General features: G+C 44.3%; 10 protein-coding genes. 4 read left to right on the top strand and 6 right to left on the bottom strand.

Annotation, left to right across the window (positions count from 1 at the left end; all coding sequences use genetic code 11):
* Positions 1-28 precede the first annotated feature (28 nt).
* On the top strand, positions 29-1216 hold the full coding sequence (locus tag dnm_RS19905; RefSeq protein ID WP_207678654.1) for a DegT/DnrJ/EryC1/StrS family aminotransferase: 1188 nt from the start codon (positions 29-31) through the stop codon (positions 1214-1216).
* A 103-nt stretch (positions 1217-1319) separates the two neighbouring features.
* On the opposite strand, the gene dnm_RS19900 is transcribed toward dnm_RS19905, so the two are convergent.
* Both dnm_RS19900 and dnm_RS19895 read right to left on the bottom strand, forming a co-directional pair.
* Positions 1320-4289 (bottom strand): PEP/pyruvate-binding domain-containing protein, encoded by a 2970-nt coding sequence (locus tag dnm_RS19900; RefSeq protein WP_207678653.1) that lies wholly within the window; start codon positions 4287-4289, stop codon positions 1320-1322.
* A gap of 195 nt (positions 4290-4484) precedes the next feature.
* Entirely contained in the window at positions 4485-5951 is a 1467-nt protein-coding gene (locus dnm_RS19895; RefSeq protein WP_246556040.1) for an FMN-binding glutamate synthase family protein, read from the bottom strand.
* Positions 5952-7299: 1348 nt separating this feature from the next.
* Here dnm_RS19895 and gdhA point away from each other — a divergent pair.
* A complete protein-coding gene (gene gdhA, locus dnm_RS19890; RefSeq protein ID WP_207678651.1) occupies positions 7300-8649 on the top strand; it encodes an NADP-specific glutamate dehydrogenase in 1350 nt (449 codons plus the stop codon).
* A gap of 582 nt (positions 8650-9231) precedes the next feature.
* Positions 9232-10515: a cupin domain-containing protein gene (locus dnm_RS19885; protein ID WP_246556394.1), complete on the top strand. Its 1284-nt coding sequence runs from the start codon at positions 9232-9234 to the stop codon at positions 10513-10515.
* Here dnm_RS19885 and cas7-11e read toward each other — a convergent pair.
* Together cas7-11e and dnm_RS19875 are read right to left on the bottom strand one after the other, a co-directional pair.
* Positions 10508-15865 carry a type III-E CRISPR-associated gRAMP effector Cas7-11e gene (gene cas7-11e, locus dnm_RS19880; RefSeq protein WP_207678649.1) on the bottom strand — a complete coding sequence of 1786 codons (5358 nt, stop codon included), beginning with the start codon at positions 15863-15865 and terminating at the stop codon, positions 10508-10510. The two genes, dnm_RS19885 and cas7-11e, sit on opposite strands and share 8 nt — an antisense overlap.
* Positions 15866-16064: 199 nt before the next feature.
* A complete protein-coding gene (locus dnm_RS19875) occupies positions 16065-16253 on the bottom strand; it encodes a UPF0175 family protein (RefSeq protein WP_207678648.1) in 189 nt (62 codons plus the stop codon).
* Here dnm_RS19875 and dnm_RS19870 point away from each other — a divergent pair.
* Positions 16247-16468: a hypothetical protein gene (locus tag dnm_RS19870; protein WP_207678647.1), complete on the top strand. Its 222-nt coding sequence runs from the start codon at positions 16247-16249 to the stop codon at positions 16466-16468. The two genes, dnm_RS19875 and dnm_RS19870, sit on opposite strands and share 7 nt — an antisense overlap.
* Here the strand turns inward: dnm_RS19870 and csx30 are convergent.
* The gene (csx30, locus tag dnm_RS19865) at positions 16449-18137 is read right to left on the bottom strand and encodes a type III-E CRISPR-associated protein Csx30 (protein ID WP_207678646.1); all 1689 of its coding nucleotides are present in this window, start codon (positions 18135-18137) and stop codon (positions 16449-16451) included. The two genes, dnm_RS19870 and csx30, sit on opposite strands and share 20 nt — an antisense overlap.
* Positions 18121-19272, bottom strand: coding sequence for a type III-E CRISPR-associated protein Csx31 (gene csx31, locus dnm_RS19860; RefSeq protein ID WP_207678645.1), 1152 nt, complete (start codon positions 19270-19272; stop codon positions 18121-18123). Before csx31 ends, csx30 begins: the two co-directional genes overlap by 17 nt.
* Between the last annotated feature and the right edge of the window lie 2 nt (positions 19273-19274).

The raw sequence follows: 19274 nt of genomic DNA, 5'->3' as shown, positions 1-19274 counted from the left end.
TACTTTTTAATCGCATGAAGGAGATTTTATGCCAGGTTTTGAAATTTTTGGTGATGAGGAACGAATAGAAGTTCAGGATGTTCTTGATACGGGAATTCTCTTCCGTTACGGGTTTGATCAGGCGAGAAAAGGTCACTGGAAGGCAAAGACATTTGAAGCGGAACTGGCAAAACGGGTCGGAGCAGGTTACTGCCTTCTTTGCTCCAGCGGCACTGCCGCACTGAATATTGCGTTGGCCTCATGCGGTGTCGGGGCCGGAGATGAGGTCATTGTCCCGCCCTTTACCTTTATTGCCACCATTGAGGCGGTGCTGAATGCCGGTGCCGTCCCTGTTTTTGCTGAAATAGATGACACATTGTGTCTTGACCCCGGAGCTGTTGAGGCCGTTATCAGCCCGCGTACCAAAGCCGTACTCACGGTTCATATGTGCGGTTCCATGGCCCGTATTGATGAAATCAGAATGCTCTGTGATCAGAAGGGACTCATTCTGATAGAAGACGCATGTCAGGCGGTCGGAGGAAGCTTCCAGGGAAAATCCCTGGGCACCTTCGGCCGGATGGGCTGTTTTTCATTTGACGCTGTGAAAACCATCACCTGCGGTGAGGGCGGAGGCGTTGTCACCAATGATAAGTCACTTTATTTAAAAGCCGATGCTTATGCGGATCATGGACATGATCATATTGGCGATGACAGAGGGCTTGAAGGCCATGCCAATCTCGGGATGAACTTCCGTATCAGCGAACTGAATGCGGCTGTGGGACTTGCGCAGTTGAGAAAACTTGATCTTATGCTGGAAAAACAGCGTTCCCATAAAAAAGCCATCAAAGCCGCACTGGCAGATATTCCGGGAATTTCTTTCCGAAAAATTCCTGATAAAAAAGGAGATTCGGCCACGTTCCTTTCTTTTTTCCTGCCTGATGCGTCCGTGACCCGGAAAATCGCCCATGATCTGGGTCAGGCAGGCGTTGACGGCTGCTTCTACTGGTATGAGAATAACTGGCATTATATCCGTCAGTGGGATCATCTGAAAAAACTTCAGACTTCGGCCAGACTTGCGATACAGCTTTTGGAAAACTGCCCGGATTATCAGCAGCTAAACCTGCCTCAGTCCGACGGGATTATGAGCCGGACCATTTCCATGCTGATCAAACTTTCCTGGACAGAGCAGGAACTTGTTCAACGAATTGATAAGATGACTGAGGTTATAAAAGCATAAGGTGATTTTCAAGAATGAGAACATACCAGGGCATTTTCAATTGGCTGTTTAGCGTTCAGGCGATGTGACACCGCCTGAATGTTAAAGAGCCAACTGTGTTTTTTCAGTTCCGAATCATCACACACTCCGATTTTCTGCCGTCAATTTTAAGTGTCATGGCATTATCCAGTCTTACATGACGTAAAAAAGTTGTCTCCCGGACAGCAGGCAGGGAACAGACCCACTTCCAATTAAAATAGTCCTGGGAATCTTCGGTAAGGGTAATGTAATGAATTCCCAGAGAGGTTATGTTTTGGAAAAAATGAGAGCCTTGGGAGGGATCCGCTTTCAGCTTTTCATTTCTAAGTTCGATAATGGCCCTCACTCCTGAAATATTACGCCACTGCACCGGAATACCGAGCCATCTGTCAGACGACCCCCACCTTCCCGGGCCGATTAGCAGATACGGACGGTTTTCTTTCAGCAGTTCGGCATTGATCTGGTCTATTTCCGATGCAATCTGCACCGTGGATTCCGCCTTAAAGTCCTCGAGTTTGACATAGACAATATCTGCAATGACCTCGTTTTTTCCGTTCCCAAGGGCCTGCGTGGAATAGCAGAACGCGTTTTCAATTTCCTTCTGGCGGATTTCCACTTCAAAACGCTCCTGATCCGCGGCCATGGGTCTCATCTGAAGAAAAAAGAAGTCGCCTTTATATTTGCCGCCATCAGAACTCAGATTTACCGAAAATTCTATCTCCACAGGACATCCCATGCCTTTTCTGCCCAGTTCCAGCAAATCGCACAATAATTCAGGCAGAGGAAAGGTATGATATTTTAATACAGGTGCGAAGGTCAGAATTTTAGGACCTGGCAGGTGTCCCGAGTCCCGGATACGGTGTTCTTCAGGAATGTAAGTACTGGAGAGCGTCTTTACAGGCAGTTCATCTTCCGCTTCATCTACTTCTCTTCTTTCCAAATTGGAATATTGCCGGAAGTTCAAATCTTCAGGATAATTCCTGATTCTTAATGCGTAAAAATAACGCTGCGCGTTTTTCAGAATATCATCAACCGTTGAAAACTGAGGCATAATATTCGGATGCCTGGGAGAAAACCGCAACGTTTTTTCTCCTTCCACGACGGTTTTGCCCATGCCCATGGCAATATGGGCAATGCCTTCTTCGGCTTTCATATGAGAAACCGGATAAAAATTATGGGACTGCGTCACACCGGAGATGGCCGGATAAAACCAGTCTTTGCATTCTTTTCCGGCCACCTGCTGAATAATCACCGCCATGGCCTCTTCCTGGGGTTTGTTTGACGTATTCTTGGAAAATGCCTTGGGCCCTTCGTAATAAGTGGAAGCATAGACCAGTTTTATGGCTTGGATAAGATGCCGGAGCCGCACCGAAAAATCAGAATGATTATTGGGAATCATGTATGTTTCATAAAGTCCCGCATAGGGTTGAAACTGGGCATCTTCCAGCAGGCTGGAGGAGCGCACGGACAGGGGATTTTTGACTCGGCTCAGGAAGAATTCCAAATCTCTTAGCAGCCATTCCGGCATCACGGATTTTAAAAATTTTTCTGTAACTTCCTCGTCTGAAAATTCGTCACCGGCAAGGTAACTCAGCTTGTTCAGGGTCACAAAAGACTCAAACCCGTCTGTGGAGATAACCAGGGTTTTGGGGATTTCAATATTGACATCCGAATATTTTTCATGAAGTTCCAGATACTCCCGAAGCATGGCAGACATAAAAGCCAGCCCCCTGGCCTTTCCGCCCAGAGATCCCTGGCCGATCTTAACAAAATCCTTCACCTCCGCGTCAAAATTATCTCGACTGAACTGGACAACCACACCTTTCTGACGCCATTTACGCAGTTTACGGATATTGGAAATGATATACTGACGCATATCATCCGCGTTGCTGAATTCAGAGGCCCGGACCTCACGGAATTCAGAGGCAAGCAAAATTTCGGACCGAGCCATGATCCATCTGGAGAAGTGATTGCGTTCCGCATGATAGTAAAGGCATTCATCCGGTATGTGGGCGACTTTTTCCTCAAGTGCGCGAAGCGTGTCCGCACGGTCCACTTCCTCCCCGTCCGGCATGCGGAAAACAAAATCTCCGAATCCCAGATGAGTCAGGAAAAAGTTGCGGACATCCGCGAGGAAATTCGGTGAATTTTTATCAAAGAATACCGCGGGAATCTGACATGCCTTCTCTCTGTTTTCCGATTCCGAACTCATCAGCAGAAGAGGAAGGTCAGTGATATCGTTTCTGATCTGAGAAAGCAGAGTAGTGCCTGCATCGGCCTGTAATTTGCCACTTTTGGGAAGACGGGTATCTGATATGACCCCGAGAAGAAAGGGACGGAATTTCCGGCAAAGCCTCACAGCCTCATCATAGGTTTCGGCAACCAGTATTTTGGGCCTTGCCCGCATTTTCAGGAGCCGATGTTCCTCATTAATACCTTCTCCCAATATTTTCTGTGTCTGCCTCACGATTTCTTTGTATATCAGGGGCAGAAAAAAGGAGCGGTAAACCGGAGAATCTTCAGCCAGGATCAGAACGCGGACCATGGCTTTCTGGGTATCACGCTCCGCATTGAGGCGGTCTTCCGCATTCTTGACCAAAGCCAGAAGCAGGTCGGAATTACCGGACCATATAAAAATATCATCAATGGCTTCATGTTTTTCATTTCCCGGAATAGGATAAATTCCTCTGACGCTGTGCGCCAGAAGAATCACAGGCAGATTTGGATGAATCTCCTTTATTTTTGTGCCCAGGGAAAAAGCATCCATTTCATCCAGATGGGGCATGGTAATGACCATGTCAAAGCTCATCTTCTTCAGAAGGGCCAGGGCCTCATGCGCAGAGGAAGTCCGGGTCACTCTCGGAGGCAGACTCAGATTCAGACCCCTGTATTCATTAATAATTTTTGATGTAAGGCTCTCATCTTCTTCTATGATAAAAGCATCATAAGGGCTGGAGACCAGCAGAATATCCCGCACCTTGACCGACATCAGTTCATGGAACAAGTTGAAGTTTGCATAAAATTTGTCAGGCGATTCGCTGTTGTTAAGCATCATATCGGCATCTTTTTAGCTGAAAATTTTTTGACTGAAGATTAAAGATGACTGACCGAATCAATCTTCCTCTTTCAATCTTTAATCCTCGATCTTCAAGTTTTTTTCTGTCATTCTGTTCGACTGAGTTCAGTCGAACAGGATGACAGGCTTTTTATTTGAATCGAGTTAAAAACTTAATCATCGAGTGAATCAAACTCAGGCATCTATGATCTCAAGAGCCTCTGCTTTGTAAGCATCCATAACATACGGAATTTGAGTTATTTTAGCACATTCTTCGGTCAGAGAGAAGATATCTTTCCTGCTGATGTAGTTTACCTGCCAGCTTCTGGATCCGGCCATAAGCTGCTGAAGTCCCACTTTAAGCTTGTCAACCGCGCTGAATATCCCCACAGCGCCCAGCGGAAGTTTGTCAGCCTCGTTGCCGTATTTCTCCTTCAGGACTTCGTAGTTCATGAAGATTTCTTCTTTGGTCATGCCATATTTGGAAATGCTTTTCGGAAGCCCGCCGTCTTCGCCTCTGAGCCATTTTTCAATATTTTTGCCCACCATTCCCGGAATCATCAGGGCACGGCCCATGCACACGGCTTTGCAGTAAGGTGCGCCCAGGGCCAGAGCCTTGAACACATGATCTTCTGAGGAGAAACCGCCTGCAAAGGCAAGATCCGGAACAAATCTTCCCTTTTGTGCGAGACGTTCGCACAGTTCGTAAGCCATGGAATGCAGGTATATGGACGGTACCCCCCATTCTGTCATCATTCTCCAGGGACTCATTCCCGTACCTCCGGGCGCGCCGTCTATGGTCAGCAGATCAATTTTCGCATCACTTGACCAGCGGATGGCCATGGCCAGTTCTCTCATAGGATAGGCCCCTGTTTTCAGGGTGATCCGTTTGGCCCCGAGTTTTCGGATCCGCTCCACTTCATCCATAAAGCTGTCCTCATCAATGAAGCCGAGACGGGAATGACGCTCAAACTGCTTCAGAGGGCCGGCTCTGAAAGCTGCCTGGAAAGCGGGGACTTCCGGATCCGGGGTCACAATGTAGCCGCGTTTTTTCAGCTCAATGGCCCGCTCCAAAGAATTAACTTTGATTTCCCCGCCAATGCACTTGGCTCCCTGCCCCCATTTCAGTTCAATCGTCTCCACCCCGAGCTTGTCAATGACGTATTCGGCCACACCATTGCGGGTATCTTCGACATTCATCTGAACCAGTATGTCGCCGTAACCTTCATGGTAGCGGCGGTAGGTTTCCACCCGGCGGTCCATTTCCGGAGATTTCCTGACTTTGCCCTGACCGTCAAGCTCCAGATCCCTGTCAATTCCGCATACATTTTCACCGCAGACCAGGGTGATACCGGTGATTGCCGCGCCGATTGCAAAGTGTTCCCAGTTTTTCTGTGCAATGTCCGTGCTGCCCAGCGCGCCTGTGAACACAGGCACCTTCATTTTAATTTTATCCTCACCCGCGCCAAAACATGTTTCCGTATTGACTGCCGGAAAAGTGGCTTTGTCAGGATCCGCCTCTATTCCCTCCGCTCCCATGGCATACCCCATGATATTCAGATGGGAATAATCAACAGGATAATCTTTGTCAGCGCCTGCGGTCACACTTCCGAAAGGTTCCGGATAAAGGACTTCCCGTCCCCGAAAGGTGGCTTTAAACATATCGCAATTTCCCTTACAGCCGTCAAAACATCGGCTGCATATTCCTGACTGCGGGACTACATTTCTGGAACGATTTGAAGTCTGAATTGCCTCATTAGCGTTCGGTCTTTGCAGATTCATAATTCTCCTATTTTTTCTTTTGGCTTTTTTATTTATTTTTTTATGGGTTACAACTGTCCAACCCGAAAAAAATTCCATCTTTAATTTAAACTGAGATGGAATATAGTCGGCACCACCATAAACTGGGCTTTCCGTTTTTGCCGAATTTTCACTTCCGACGCTGATCGCTTCGGAGAAACCGGGTTCTGAAAAAACGCAATTTATGCCAATGGGCAGTATATATATGTTTAAGTCAGAATAAATACCTTCAGAGATGGAGCATCAATATTCATTCATTATTCGGATTTATTTTTATTTGTCAAGCTATAATTGTAATAATAACTGTTTTTTAAGTCTTACTAAAAAAGAGAACGTCTGGATATCTATTTTCAAGTTTTACTAAAAAAATTTTTCAAAAAAATAGCAATTTTTTTTTAAGTTTTACTAAAAAAATACAGTTAAAATATCACTTTTCAAGTTTTACTAAAAAATAAAATTACAAGCATCATAGCCAGTCTTTTTAATGCTTACTTGATATTATGCGGATAGTCTATATAACCATCTGTTTTTATATATTTTTTAGATATAATTTTAATTTTATTTTATTTTATATAATTTCAGATGTTTATCATTTTAAAAGATGCTATTTTCAAAAATCATCTCAAGTATTGCACATTTGATCGCGTGATAATTTAAGACTTGATTTAAAAGAGAAAAACAGATAATTCTTTAGCATCAATTGGGTATTTGGATAATTATACTATTAAAAACAACAGGTTATTAATCTTGCAAACTTTTAAGAAAATTTGAGAGCGGTTCAGATGCTAAGTATTGCTGTCGTCGGTCAATATATCACAGAGGTGTGAGTGACACTTAACATTCAAAACATTATCTTAAAAAGTTTGACACATTGGAAAAGTTCCTAGTTCCGCGTTTAGGCGGTTTCCCGCGAAAAAGGATTTCCGATCTGATGATAAGAAGATTTTTCTTTAACCAACTGATTTTTAATTGTTGGTTCATCCCTTACTTACATTTTAAAATTTCAGATTACGTTTAGGATCACGGAACAAATACCTTTCCTGTTCTCTGCTTCCGAGGCATTGGGAAATTCGGCAGAGACATTTCGGATCTGCCAATTCGAAAACAGATGAAAGAGAAGAGGATATTATTGTTCCGCGTTCCTTTAAAAACAGACTGCGAAAAATAAGACAGGCTGTAAAAAATAAAAAAGTTAACAGGAGGATATTTAATGTCAGATATTTTGAGAATCATACAAGACAGGGATCCGGGGCAGAAGGAATTTCATCAGGCCGTAAAAGAAGTCATAGAGACCATCAAGCCAGTGCTGGACCGGAATCCCGAATACCGTCAGGCCGCTGTTCTGGAAAGAATCACAGAGCCAGAACGGGTCATCATGTTCCGGGTTCCCTGGATGGATGATCAGGGACAGGTACAGGTGAACCGGGGTTTTAGGATAGAGATGAACAGCGCCATCGGTCCGTATAAAGGCGGTCTGCGTTTTCACCCTTCAGTGAATCTCAGCATTCTTAAATTCCTGGCCTTTGAGCAGGTTTTCAAAAACGCGCTGACCACCCTTCCCATGGGCGGCGGCAAGGGCGGATCTGATTTTGATCCCAAAGGAAAATCAGACAACGAGGTCATGCGCTTCTGCCAAAGCTTTATGAGCGAGCTGTCCCGGCACATCGGCCCGAACACGGATGTCCCGGCCGGGGATATTGGCGTGGGAGCCAGGGAAATCGGCTATCTTTTTGGTATGTATAAGAAACTTCGCAACGAGTTCACCGGCGTGCTGACCGGCAAAAGCCTGGGATGGGGTGGCAGTCTGATTCGTCCCGAGGCAACCGGATACGGTTCTGTTTATTTTGCTGCTGAAATGCTGGCGACCAGAAATGAGACCCTCAAGGGGAAGACCTGTCTGGTATCAGGGGCCGGAAATGTGGCTCAATACACTGTTGAGAAACTCATTGAAATGGGCGCGAAGGTGGTCACGCTTTCTGATTCATCCGGCTATATCTATGACGAAGAGGGCATAAACACAGAAAAACTGGAATTTGTGAAACGCCTCAAGAATATCAGGCGGGGCAGGATCAGCGAATATGTTGACAAATATTCCCAGTCGGTTTATACAGAAGCAGATACCTCTCTGGATTATAATCCGTTGTGGAATCACAGAGCAGACTGTGCTTTTCCCAGCGCCACCCAGAATGAGATCAGCGAAAAAGATGCTTACAATCTCATCAACAACGGAATCAAGGTGGTCAGCGAAGGTGCGAACATGCCCAGCACGCCGGAAGCCATCAACATTTTTCTGGACAAGGAGATTCTTTATGCTCCGGGCAAGGCAGCCAATGCTGGTGGCGTGGCTGTGTCTGGCTTGGAAATGGCGCAAAACAGTATGCGTATCAGTTGGCCTAAAGAAGAGGTTGACGGCCGTCTCAGAGGCATTATGAAAAATATTCATCAGACCTGTCTGGATGCGGCAGCCGAATATAACAAACCTGGCAACTACATGGCAGGTGCCAATATTGCAGGCTTTGTAAAGGTGGTCAACGCCATGCTGGATCAGGGACTGGTATAAAAAACGGCATGATTCGGAAAAAACCCTGAGAACTCTGTGATCAGAAAGCTGTGGATTCCTGCTTTCGCAGGAATGACAGAAAAAAACTTGATTATCGGATGAAAAGGTGTGTTTATACAGCCCGGGGCAACGGTCCGGGTCCGTATGCAAAAAACGTCCGGCCCCGGAGGAGCGTGTCAGAATGCGACCCTTCGGGGCTGTGCGCGTTTATGCAGTATTTTCGGGCCTGGGCTTCACCTCAATACTGTTGACTTAAACGTAAGCGGGTTTTCCGGTATTTTCTCCGGAGTGCGAAAAATGCTTTTTCGCAAGCGCAAAAATATAATTTTTGCACTCCGGATCCGTTCGGAATTGCCTAAGTCAACAGCATTGGGGCTTCATCTCGGACTGCAATACATGGTAGCCCTGCAAAGGTAGTGATGGATCCCGTTCAGTCCCCCGATGACCGGGACACTGAATTTCATTCATTGCTATTTGTGCAGGACTAGCTAATACATCACCTTTTCAAGGCTTTTCCTAAACGTTTCCGATGCGGTGAGTGTCTGAAATTCATTAAAATTAAGGGGTATCATATTGAAAAAAATGAAGATATCATCAGGTGTGCCTCAGCTGAACCGTCTGCTGGAGGGACTTTACATCGGCGACAATGTTGTGTGGCATGATGATTCAGGCCGTCTCGCGTCTGTGTTCTGTCTTAATTTTATTCAGGCATCCCGGGCTGAGGAAAAGCCTATCATTTATGTCAGCTTTGACCGTTCTCCGAAAAATCTGCTGGATAAGCTCGGGCCCCTGTCTGATAATCCGAGGCTGATTGTTTTGGATTGTTTCACCCACGGAAAAGGATCCGGAACACCTGTCTTTTTAAAATTTTATGAAGATGCTGTTCAGCATACCTGTCAGATTATCAGAGTGGAAGAGCCGGACAAAGTGGACAAGGTAATGGACGTGCTTTATGATACCCATGCGACACTGGAAGGAGACGTGCGATTTGTTTTTGACAGCCTGACCGGTATGCAGGAACTCTGGGGTGAGGAAGTTCATGTCCTTAATTTTTACGTGCATTCCTGTCCCCGGCTGTATGAACTGAACACCATTGCTTACTGGATCATGGAAAAACGCGCACATTCGCCTCGTCTCAGGGCTCAGATCAACCGAATTGCCCAGGTGGCCATTGATCTGTCTGTCAAAAGGGGAACAACCTCCCTGACCATTCTGAAGGCTGAAAAACGGAATTTGGACGCTCAGAACAAACCTTATAATTATTGGTCCAAAGGTCTGCGCGTTTCTTTTGATTTTGAAAAACGAACCACGGGGCCTATTGACCTTGGCATGCGTCTGAAAGCACTCCGTATGCTGCGAGGTTTTTCCCAGAGAGAACTGGCGAAACTTGTGGGGGTGACATCCAGCAGCATCTCACAGGTGGAAAGCAATCTCATCTATCCCTCTCTTCCGGCCCTGATTAAAATGGCGGAAGTTCTTTCTGCCGAGGTGAGCGATTTTTTCCAGGAGAAAACTGGTCTGAGAAATCGCGTGGTGTTCTTGGCAAGAGATGCCGCAGATATAAAAAATCAGAATTTTTCGGAAGGAAGCATTTACATAAAGCAGCTCACTTCTGCTGATTCTGAAACCTCAACAGAATCTTATCTTATTGAGATTGCACCGGGTAAAAAATTGCCTTTTCATTTTTTTACACATAAGGGAGAGGAAGTCGGCTATTTATTGTCAGGGGAATTGCAGTTCATATTGGGAACAGAGGAATACACCATGAAACCCGGGGATGTGGTTCGCCTGACCTCTGAAATGCCGATTTGGTGGAAAAACCCGGGGACTGATGTTGCCCGGCTGTTCTGGGTTAAGGTCAGATGAGAATAGCGGGCTTTTTCAGAATGTTTCCCCAGCCTTCCCACGGATTGGTCAATTTATTTCTTCTTTGTTCAGGCTGGTATTCTTCTTTTGCCAATTCCATATAGCCGCTTTCTTCTTCTTCTTCTTCTTTTTCCTTTTGCAGTTTCGGATAGCGGACTTTGATATCCTTGCTTTCATTGAAATAAAGCAATCGGAACAGCTTCTCTAAAACATTCTTGTCCCTGTCCCATATTTCCTCCATTTTTTTCATGGCAGATGATACCAGGCGGGATTCATCAAGTTCTTTTGGGCCGGAATGAATCTCACCCACCCTTATTCTGACACTGCCAAATCCCAATGCCTTTCCCATTCCAAGCTTATGAGCAAACTGGGGCTCCAATTGCAAAACATACACCAGCAGACCAAGTTCCCATTCTCTCAGATTTTCAAACCTGACTTCAAACTGAAATTTCTGCTCTTCTTTTATTGCCTGAACAGAACGGTTGTTTACAGTTTGCTTTGTGGCGTTTGGATCCGACTCATCCAAATTTGAGTGTTTGATAACCCGCTCCCATCCCTGGTGATGAACATAAAATTTTCTGCCGGGAACTCTGCTTTCTTTTTTAGGCATGGACCATGTGGGACGGGGACGCTCCAGAAGGGGCAGGGTGATGTGTTTGCCGTTGTTTGCCAGTTCCGGGTCTTTGTCTTTGTGAAAGGCAAATCCGAAGGCAATTCGTCCCTTGTAAAAGGTGGTTCCGAAAAGGGAGCAGGCCGGACACAGCCCGTCAGGATGGTGCTGGAAAACCTCTTTCACCCCGGCATCTGCTATCTCTTTCTGTTTTTCTTTATCAAGGATTTCCCGGACGCAAGGTCTCACATCTCCCACATCATCCGGTATTTTCCGAGCCAGCACCTCATCATCCACGGTGCGGGAGATGCGGACGGGGATGATATCCGTAACAGTATTGGTCTTTTTATCTTCCCGGAAATAAACCAAATCTCCTGGTCTTAGCTCACCATCTTTCGGAAGAATTGTCTGAAAAGCTTCGGGCGTTTTCTGCTGTTTTGCGTTTTTCTGATATTCCTGTGTGAGAATCTTAAATTTTTCTCTGGCACTGGGCTGAATAGGAATCGGCTTTGCTCCGATTTCTACAAAGACTCGCTCACATCGCTTGGTCATGGCATAAGCAGCCTCACTATCCTTATCATACCAGGCAAATTCCGGCACAAGACGTTCCCGCAGCTTATTTTTGCTTTTGGCATTTGCCACTGTGATCTTACGCAGATAGACTCCGTTATGGATAATCTCCTGATTTTTGTCGTCTCGCACAGATACGGAGTTCGGATTGACTTTTTTTACTTTTTCTATTTTGTTGGGACCGCTGACTTTAAGATAACCCCCAACAGGTTCCTCCACGACAGCCGCAGGATTGTAACCTTTAAACGGATTTTCAAAAGGAGTTACGGCAAACATAAAATCCACTTTCAGATTATGCTTGGGCTTGACAATTCTGTATTCTGCCTTCCCGTTTTCATGCTTATGGTTCCGATTATACGCTGCCAGAGATAATAGCATCTTGTCTGTGGGCGTGGGATGATTATAACGCGGGACATCTCCTCCTGTTTTCGCGGCATGTTTTAAAATCAGCCCGATAATTTCACCCATTTTTTTCTTAAATTCAGATAGAAATTCTTTCTCATTTTTATATGGTTCGTCTTTTTTTAAGTCAGCCAGCATATCAACCAAGGTCTGAGGAACCTTAGCTTTTCTTATTTTAGTCAAAGAGAGGTCAGTTAATCTCACATCCTCATCAATATTATCCAGAATCAAAGAAATTTGTTCATCATTTATTCCTCTGACAGTTGTTTTTAAAACAGAGATAAATTGTTCCCGATTTTCATATGTGTTGTCTTTTAAGCCTTTCAACTGATTTAAAATCTGCCGAGGAATTTTTTTAGTTTTAGATATCTGTTTCAAGGAGTTGCCAGTTAATCTGACTTTGCCTCTCTCCAACGCCTCAGAAATCATCTGCTGATTATCATCTATTTTCCCTATGAATTTTTTCAAATCAAATACGAATGTTTCCGTATTTTTATACTTTTCCTTTTTTTTTGTTAACGGACGCAGGGCATCCAAAACACTTTGGAGAATTTTTTCCGCTTTTAATTTCTCCAGGGATTCATCCGTCAATTCAATCGTCGCTTCCCACTGATCGAAATATTTATTTTGCTTATCATTGGCGGTGATAGCCTGATCATAAAACGGATAGCGATATTCCTTCATTTCTTCCATTTTTCTATCATTTGTAACCCTTCCAGGAATGAAATCGTCCAGTTCTCTCCTGTTATTATTCTTTTTATCCTTTTTGTTCGGATTCATCCGCCATGAAAGCCGTTTCTTCTCATCGAAAATTCGCATACAGGAATTGGTCAGAGCTTCGAATACTGAAGATATCATTCCCCTGATTTCAGAGCCGGGGATACATAGTTCACCATTCAGGTTGAAAAAATCGTAAGACTTATGTTCCTCCCCCTGAAATTCACTGTCAGGAATAATGAGCGGAGTTCGAGTTTCAAGAGTACATACGATCTTCCCGGAATATAATTCAGAATCTTCATTCTCGTCTATACAGGCATGGCTGGGCGGTGTTTTTTCCCGCAGCACTTTTTTTCCAAATGGCAGAAAATAGTGGGGCCAGTAAATCTTATCTGTTGACAGTTCCTTCATGCTCCAATTCAATTCCATTTTTTTCGTCAAAGAGAAATCAGCCTTGTTTTCCTCCTGGGCCGGATGGGACAAAGGGTTGTAATTCACCCATCCGAACCCGGCATTGCCAAGCCCGCCAAAAGGATAAAGCCCGTTTTCAATATCTTCCAACGCCAGTTTCAGGGACTCGCAGGCCAGGCCATCCAAGTCACGGTGAATCCATATGTTTCCCCTGAATTTCAATTTATTCGTCGGAGTTCCGACAATCGGCGCGGCGTCAAACTTGAATTTGTCCTTTGCCCCTGCGGTGAAACGGTCTATGGCAACCCTGTCCACAAGCTTTGTTCTCGGTTCTCCTTGGATGATAAAATCTTCCACCCGTATCTTGCCCGCATTATGTTCATTGCCGAAAATTCTGCAAAGCGTACAGGAACAATCCTCATGTTCCCTGAGCAGCAGATTTTCTCCTCTTCCCACGGCAGTTCTGAGCATCCCCCGGAAAGATTCTCCTTTGAGAAGATATATGTCCTTATTCGGAAATAAATAACTCATTGGATATTGCAAATCAAACATTTCAAATAAAAGGCTTATTTCGCTTTCAGGCAATGAATTGATATTTTCCGATTTCTCCAAATCAACCGTGGTATAACAAATCGCATCATATCCGGCAGAGTCAATCAGGCTGTTGACCGGATCCTTTGTTATAAAAGGCGAGCATACAGAAATCTCCACTGTTTCTTTTACCCACGGATATGTTTTATCATCGGGAATATGACATTTATCCCATTTCCCAACTGGTGTCTTGCGTCCGCCAAGAGTGGCAGCATACTTGTCCATCTCTGTTTTCAAGTCCCATCTGATGCTTTTCAGATTTCTCAGACAAAAGATGCCTTTTCCCGTGCCCGCATCCCCTGAAAACGAGACAGTCCCCTGCTGCCACCAGGAAAAAACCGTTTTCAGAGCTTGGGGCAGAGTGTCATCTGCGGATCGCAGCCGAAGTTCAAAAGGAAAGACCACGCCTCTGGGTCCCACTTCCGAATCAAACAAAGCCCCTTTTGCGACTGTTCCGCTTTTGGGATCAAGCCGAATCTTGTGGCGAATCTTAGGCGGCTCCGCATAATTTGACGAGAAACTGTCTCTGATGGTTATTTTTTTCATCAGATTGCACACCGGGCAGGAACAGGGCTGTTTCATCGCCAGTTCCGCTCTGCATTTGTTGTCAAGGACAACCTTTATGTCCCGTCGTAAAATTCCTCTCAGAACTGACAGGGGAAGCCGCAGCCTTCCGTCCCTTGCAGCCAGAAGCTTCAGATTGGTGTGCTCACGGTTGTCTGCTTCCGTGCTCCATCCAAAGAAAAAAGGAGTTTGGGAAACCAGTTCGCCCTTAATCAGCCATTCATAACGGGGACCCTGGGCGGCTCTGCCAGGATCATGTTCCGGTGTTTTGACTTCCATGGCAGGGGTCGCTCCCACAGGTCTCTCGCTGGAGAACTGATTGGGAACCTGTTTTTTTGCCTCAAGATATAATGCCTGTCCCAATGCTTCGCAAAAGGTTCGCCAATCAAAGTAGGCGTATGTATCTCTGAATTCATTAAAAATCCAGAACAGCCAGTTTCTCAACTTAACTTTTTTGTTTATTTCGATATCCCAAATAAAGTGGTCGGACGGTTTGCCCAGGCGATCCGCATGACCTTTTGGCAAGTCAAGCGTTTCAATATCCGATCTTCTCAGTTCCCGTACCGTATCAGCAAAAAGCCTCAGATGAACCAGCTTGTCCTCTCTTTCAAATGCCTCGCTGATCGTTCCTGCCAGATTCAGCATATTATTCCAGTAAGGCGGTCTGGATATCTCCAAAACACTGGCATCGTCTCCCGGTTCCAGAACATCTTTTTCCGTTTTCACGGCTGGCAGTTCCGCTAACTCTGGCTTGTCAAGCGTCAGATAACACAGTCCTCCTGAAATCTTATCCACCAGAACCGACGCGCCTTTGAGCAGCGTCAGAAACTTTGAAAAATTTTCTTCATCACTCCATCCTTTGTCTGATACCTGAATCTCCCCCCTGAAGATTTTCCACGCACCATCTGTTATTTCCCATATGTTGAAAAAATCCTCAGCCTTGCCGCTCTGCTGATCCACCCGGTTGACAACCCGCATATCCGCGACATCTTCAATATTCAGAAATTCCTTTTCCTTTCCCAGCACATTAAAATTGGAGAAGTTGACATTGTTCAGCACCGGGCTTTTTGAGGTCTTGCTCGATTTCTCATACCGTCCTAACAAGAGACAGAAGGGACAGGGTTCTTTTTCATGGCAGGCGCACTTGGTCGGCCATGTCAGCGTCTGTCTCCGGCGAAGCCGTCTGGCTTTTCCTTCCCGAAACACTTTTGCATTGCTTCCGTTAAATTCCCCGGGACAGCAGATCGCTCCTTTGTAATTTCCGTCATTCAGCCAGAGCAGTTCCTCAGCCGCCCGGATGATGGCGGAGCGCACCAGCGTGCCGGTGATATAAGGTCTTCCCTTGTTGTTCTTCAGGCTCCTGTGCCACCGGGCATAGGCATATCCCCGCAAAAAACGCAGGCTGTTTCGATCTGATGATTTGTGCCATTCTATTACACGGAACGATTCAAGAAATGTGATGGTGAGAGGGATGATGTGTTGCATTGTTTTTTACTCTCCTGCCTGTTGTTTAAGAATATGGATAACTTCAGGAGAAAGCCACAGACCAGCTTTCAGTAATTTTGCCAAAGCATCTGATACAATACGATTAAAGGAGATGCGTCAATTACAATCCGATCAATCCGCATCTCGTAACTCCGCGGCTAATTCATCTGCTGAATACTGGAAAGGAGACACTTTGAATTCACTGAGCTACGTCCATGAATTCAGACCGTGACATTCCAGCGATCTCAGCCGCTCTTTCATGGGAAATTTTACCGATTTCAAACCATTTTACAGCGGCAGCGATTCGCATTTCCCGGACAAACTCATCGGGTGGCTGGCGAAGGGCTGAAAACACCGTTTCAGGGAGTTGAATGGAGAGGGTTGTCATTTTTTGTTCCTTTCAAAATTTCAGGCAGCTTGCGCCGCAACAATCATCTGCTGGTTGATGATACGCCAGAAAGCCCCGGCATCAATGCCGGGGCTGATAGCGAAAGCAGGCTGAAGCCAGCTAAGAACGGTTGGATTATAGCTGCCTTCAGGCTGCTTTTGCTTTCAGCCGGGGGATTGATCCCCCGGCTTAACTTCATTTTTTTGTATAAATGAGCCATATCGTATTTTTCTTCTCTTCCGGCAGAGGCTCTTCCTTTGAATTTATCTTTGAAACAACAGTGTTTACTATTTCTTCATCTGTAGCTATGCAGACAACAACTGTTTTATACTCCTTGTCTTTTCCGATTTCAAAAGACGGCGTTATATCGCCCTCTTCCGCATCAGAATAAATGTTTTCCATATCTCCGTCAAGAGGCTCATACCAACCGTTCCAATAATATTCTATATTATCAAGTTGCTGTAACGGAGAATCGTCTCGTATTTTCAGACTGTCGTCCTCAATATACAGATCGTCCTCAAAGATATTTTTATCCAAATTTAAAGATTTCTTTATATCCTGAGACGCTACTGACTCTTTACTTAAAGGCCCTGCTGATTTCGCTGCTTCAGTATATAATTCGGACGCACAAAAATTTTTAATCCATTCAATAAAACCAGTCAGAACTGTTGTTGGCTCAACGATGGCATCTGTCATTATTCGATTGACTGTATCAAGAAAAGAAATATTTTCATTGGGAACGGGTTCGGCAACTTTTTTCGCTTGGACAGTCAAATTATCAAGCCAGCTTTCTAAAACAATATCTGACAATTTTTTAAGCTGGGAGTCCCCTTGTTTTTTCCATTGGTCAATTAATTTTAGCGGACTGTCTGATTTTATTTTTGAAAAATCCAGGCGATCTAAGTTATTTTCAACTCTGCCAAACAGATCAATTCTTTTTTCATCGGTCAGTCCGGGGCCGCAAAAAGCTGCGAGAAAAAGCCGTTCTGTCCTGTCTTCTTTGGATCGAAGAGGATTTAAAACTTCTCTCGGATCAAGCGGATCTCTGGTGTCAATATTTTTGCAGGCGGAAATATAAAGCCCTTTATCTTCCACTTCGTCCGATACAAAATATTTCGGCGCATCGCTGTTTCTTTTTAAAAGAAGCTGTAATTTGAAATCTTTTTTTACGGCCTGAGACAATACCTCAGCGGTGCGGGACTGATGACGAATATGATTTAACAAAACGTGATCTTTTGTCAATGCGGTTAATAAAACATAAAGCGTCTCACCATCAAGTGTCACCGAATCAGTTTCAATCATTTCAAGCTGATTATTTTCTATGTCTTTCCAGTGCTGAATCAGAATTTCAAGGGTCTCCGGCGGAAGCTCCGACCAGTTGACATACCACGGAAACAGATATTGAAATTCCGCAGGAATATCTTGTAACACTTCCCTGCGCCAGCGGTTTATCGGAATAAGCCGAAGCGAAGGGGGTTCACAGTCAATGGTAATCTCTTGAAGCAAATGATCTGCCTTCCTTGTAAAATCCTCAGAGAAATCTGATTGATCGGGAAAAAATTCCACAGCCTCGGACAACATTACGGCATTATCCAGAATTTCAAGAGCGGTTTGTGCCTGTATTGCCATATCATCATACAGATCAAGCGTTTCCTGACCGTGGAGAAAATTTAAGGCATCTTCTGTATCTTTTTCCAGACTTGCTGTTCCTGTTTCCAACAAGCCTCTGGTATCTGATTTCTTTTTGAGAAAATTCCATTCATCTTCTGTTTCCTGTAAATACTCAGGACGAAGAATATGCGCTCTGCCCCAGTTTATGAGGATATCTGTTGCCGGGGAATACAGAAAATCTTCGAATTTTCTATTTTTATAATCTCTGAACATCTTTCAGTTCCTTCACTTCAATCCGAGGTCTGCCATTTTTTATATAAAATGTAAGAATATTCACATGCAGTATTGCTTCATCAGAAACAGATGGATCGTAGTCATAGCTCCATCCATTAAGAACAAGAAGCGGGTACTTGAAATCCTCTTCTCCGTTTGTATTTAACAACTCTTTCTTAAATATTAAAATCTCAAAAGAATCATAAGTTCCATGCGGTTCACGCTTTACTGTTTTTTTTGTCGTTTCAGATTCCCAAAAAGTGACTGCTTTATTCCAATATTTATCTCTCAGATCAATAAATGCGTTATTCTCATTAATTTTCTGAAACTGATCCAGTGAACACCCCCCGCAATTCTTTTGGGTTGGCGGAGGGCAATCCTGAAATAGCTGTCCTGAATCAATATCAAAGGCTCCTCCCAGCCAGCTTTCCCACCATTTTCGTTCGCCACTGTTATTCAACATATGACATCGGATTCCATAGTGCCATTTTCTGGGATCAAGTGTGCCATGCAGATAAATTTTTACAGGTTTATTTTCAATCTTACCCTTATAGCACAAAGGCAGATGTTCATTTTCCCCGAATAGTTTTATTTTGTAAACCGAAGGAAGCACATAATTCCGATCGTCAGATTTTTTCAGAGTATTTGGACAAAAAGCTTTTTCTGACTTCAGAAAATCACTATATTGGGAAATTGTTACAGGCATAATCCACTTAGGAGTAACTACAAACTGCCAAGATTTTTTATATCCATGACAAGGTGGCTGATCATTTTCATTAGGGTTTTCAAATGTTATATTGTTGAAATTACAGGCTGCTTTTTTCCACTTGAGGCTCCATATATCTGTATTTTCTATTTCTTCACCATTATAAAAAAATTCAATGAGTCTGGTTTTATAATATTTAGGAATAAAATATGCATGTTTCCCTTTTTTTGAAATACAAATAAGTTCATAAATTTTTACAGATTCTCCTTTATGCTTTTTTTTCTGAATTCTCTTTTTCAATCTTCCTTTAAGATATTCAAAGCTAATATAGCCAACGATATTACCGTCTATTAAGACAGGATAATTTCCGTCTATATTGCTGTGGCTTCCTATAAATGCTTCTGAAACAATATCTCCCGGAGAATACATAA

Source organism: Desulfonema magnum, assembly GCF_017377395.1.
GTDB lineage: Bacteria > Desulfobacterota > Desulfobacteria > Desulfobacterales > 4be13 > Desulfonema_C > Desulfonema_C magnum.
This window is presented reverse-complemented; position numbering and strand designations above follow the sequence as displayed.

Coding starts and splice junctions, on each gene's coding strand:
- csx30 (WP_207678646.1), bottom strand. CDS start 18,137: ATGTTCAGAGATTATAAAAATAGAAAATTCGAAGATTTTCTGTATTCC.
- csx31 (WP_207678645.1), bottom strand. CDS start 19,272: ATGTATTCTCCGGGAGATATTGTTTCAGAAGCATTTATAGGAAGCCAC.
- dnm_RS19900 (WP_207678653.1), bottom strand. CDS start 4,289: ATGATGCTTAACAACAGCGAATCGCCTGACAAATTTTATGCAAACTTC.
- dnm_RS19895 (WP_246556040.1), bottom strand. CDS start 5,951: ATGTTTAAAGCCACCTTTCGGGGACGGGAAGTCCTTTATCCGGAACCT.
- dnm_RS19905 (WP_207678654.1), top strand. CDS start 29: ATGCCAGGTTTTGAAATTTTTGGTGATGAGGAACGAATAGAAGTTCAG.
- dnm_RS19875 (WP_207678648.1), bottom strand. CDS start 16,253: ATGACAACCCTCTCCATTCAACTCCCTGAAACGGTGTTTTCAGCCCTT.
- gdhA (WP_207678651.1), top strand. CDS start 7,300: ATGTCAGATATTTTGAGAATCATACAAGACAGGGATCCGGGGCAGAAG.
- cas7-11e (WP_207678649.1), bottom strand. CDS start 15,865: ATGCAACACATCATCCCTCTCACCATCACATTTCTTGAATCGTTCCGT.
- dnm_RS19885 (WP_246556394.1), top strand. CDS start 9,232: ATGAAGATATCATCAGGTGTGCCTCAGCTGAACCGTCTGCTGGAGGGA.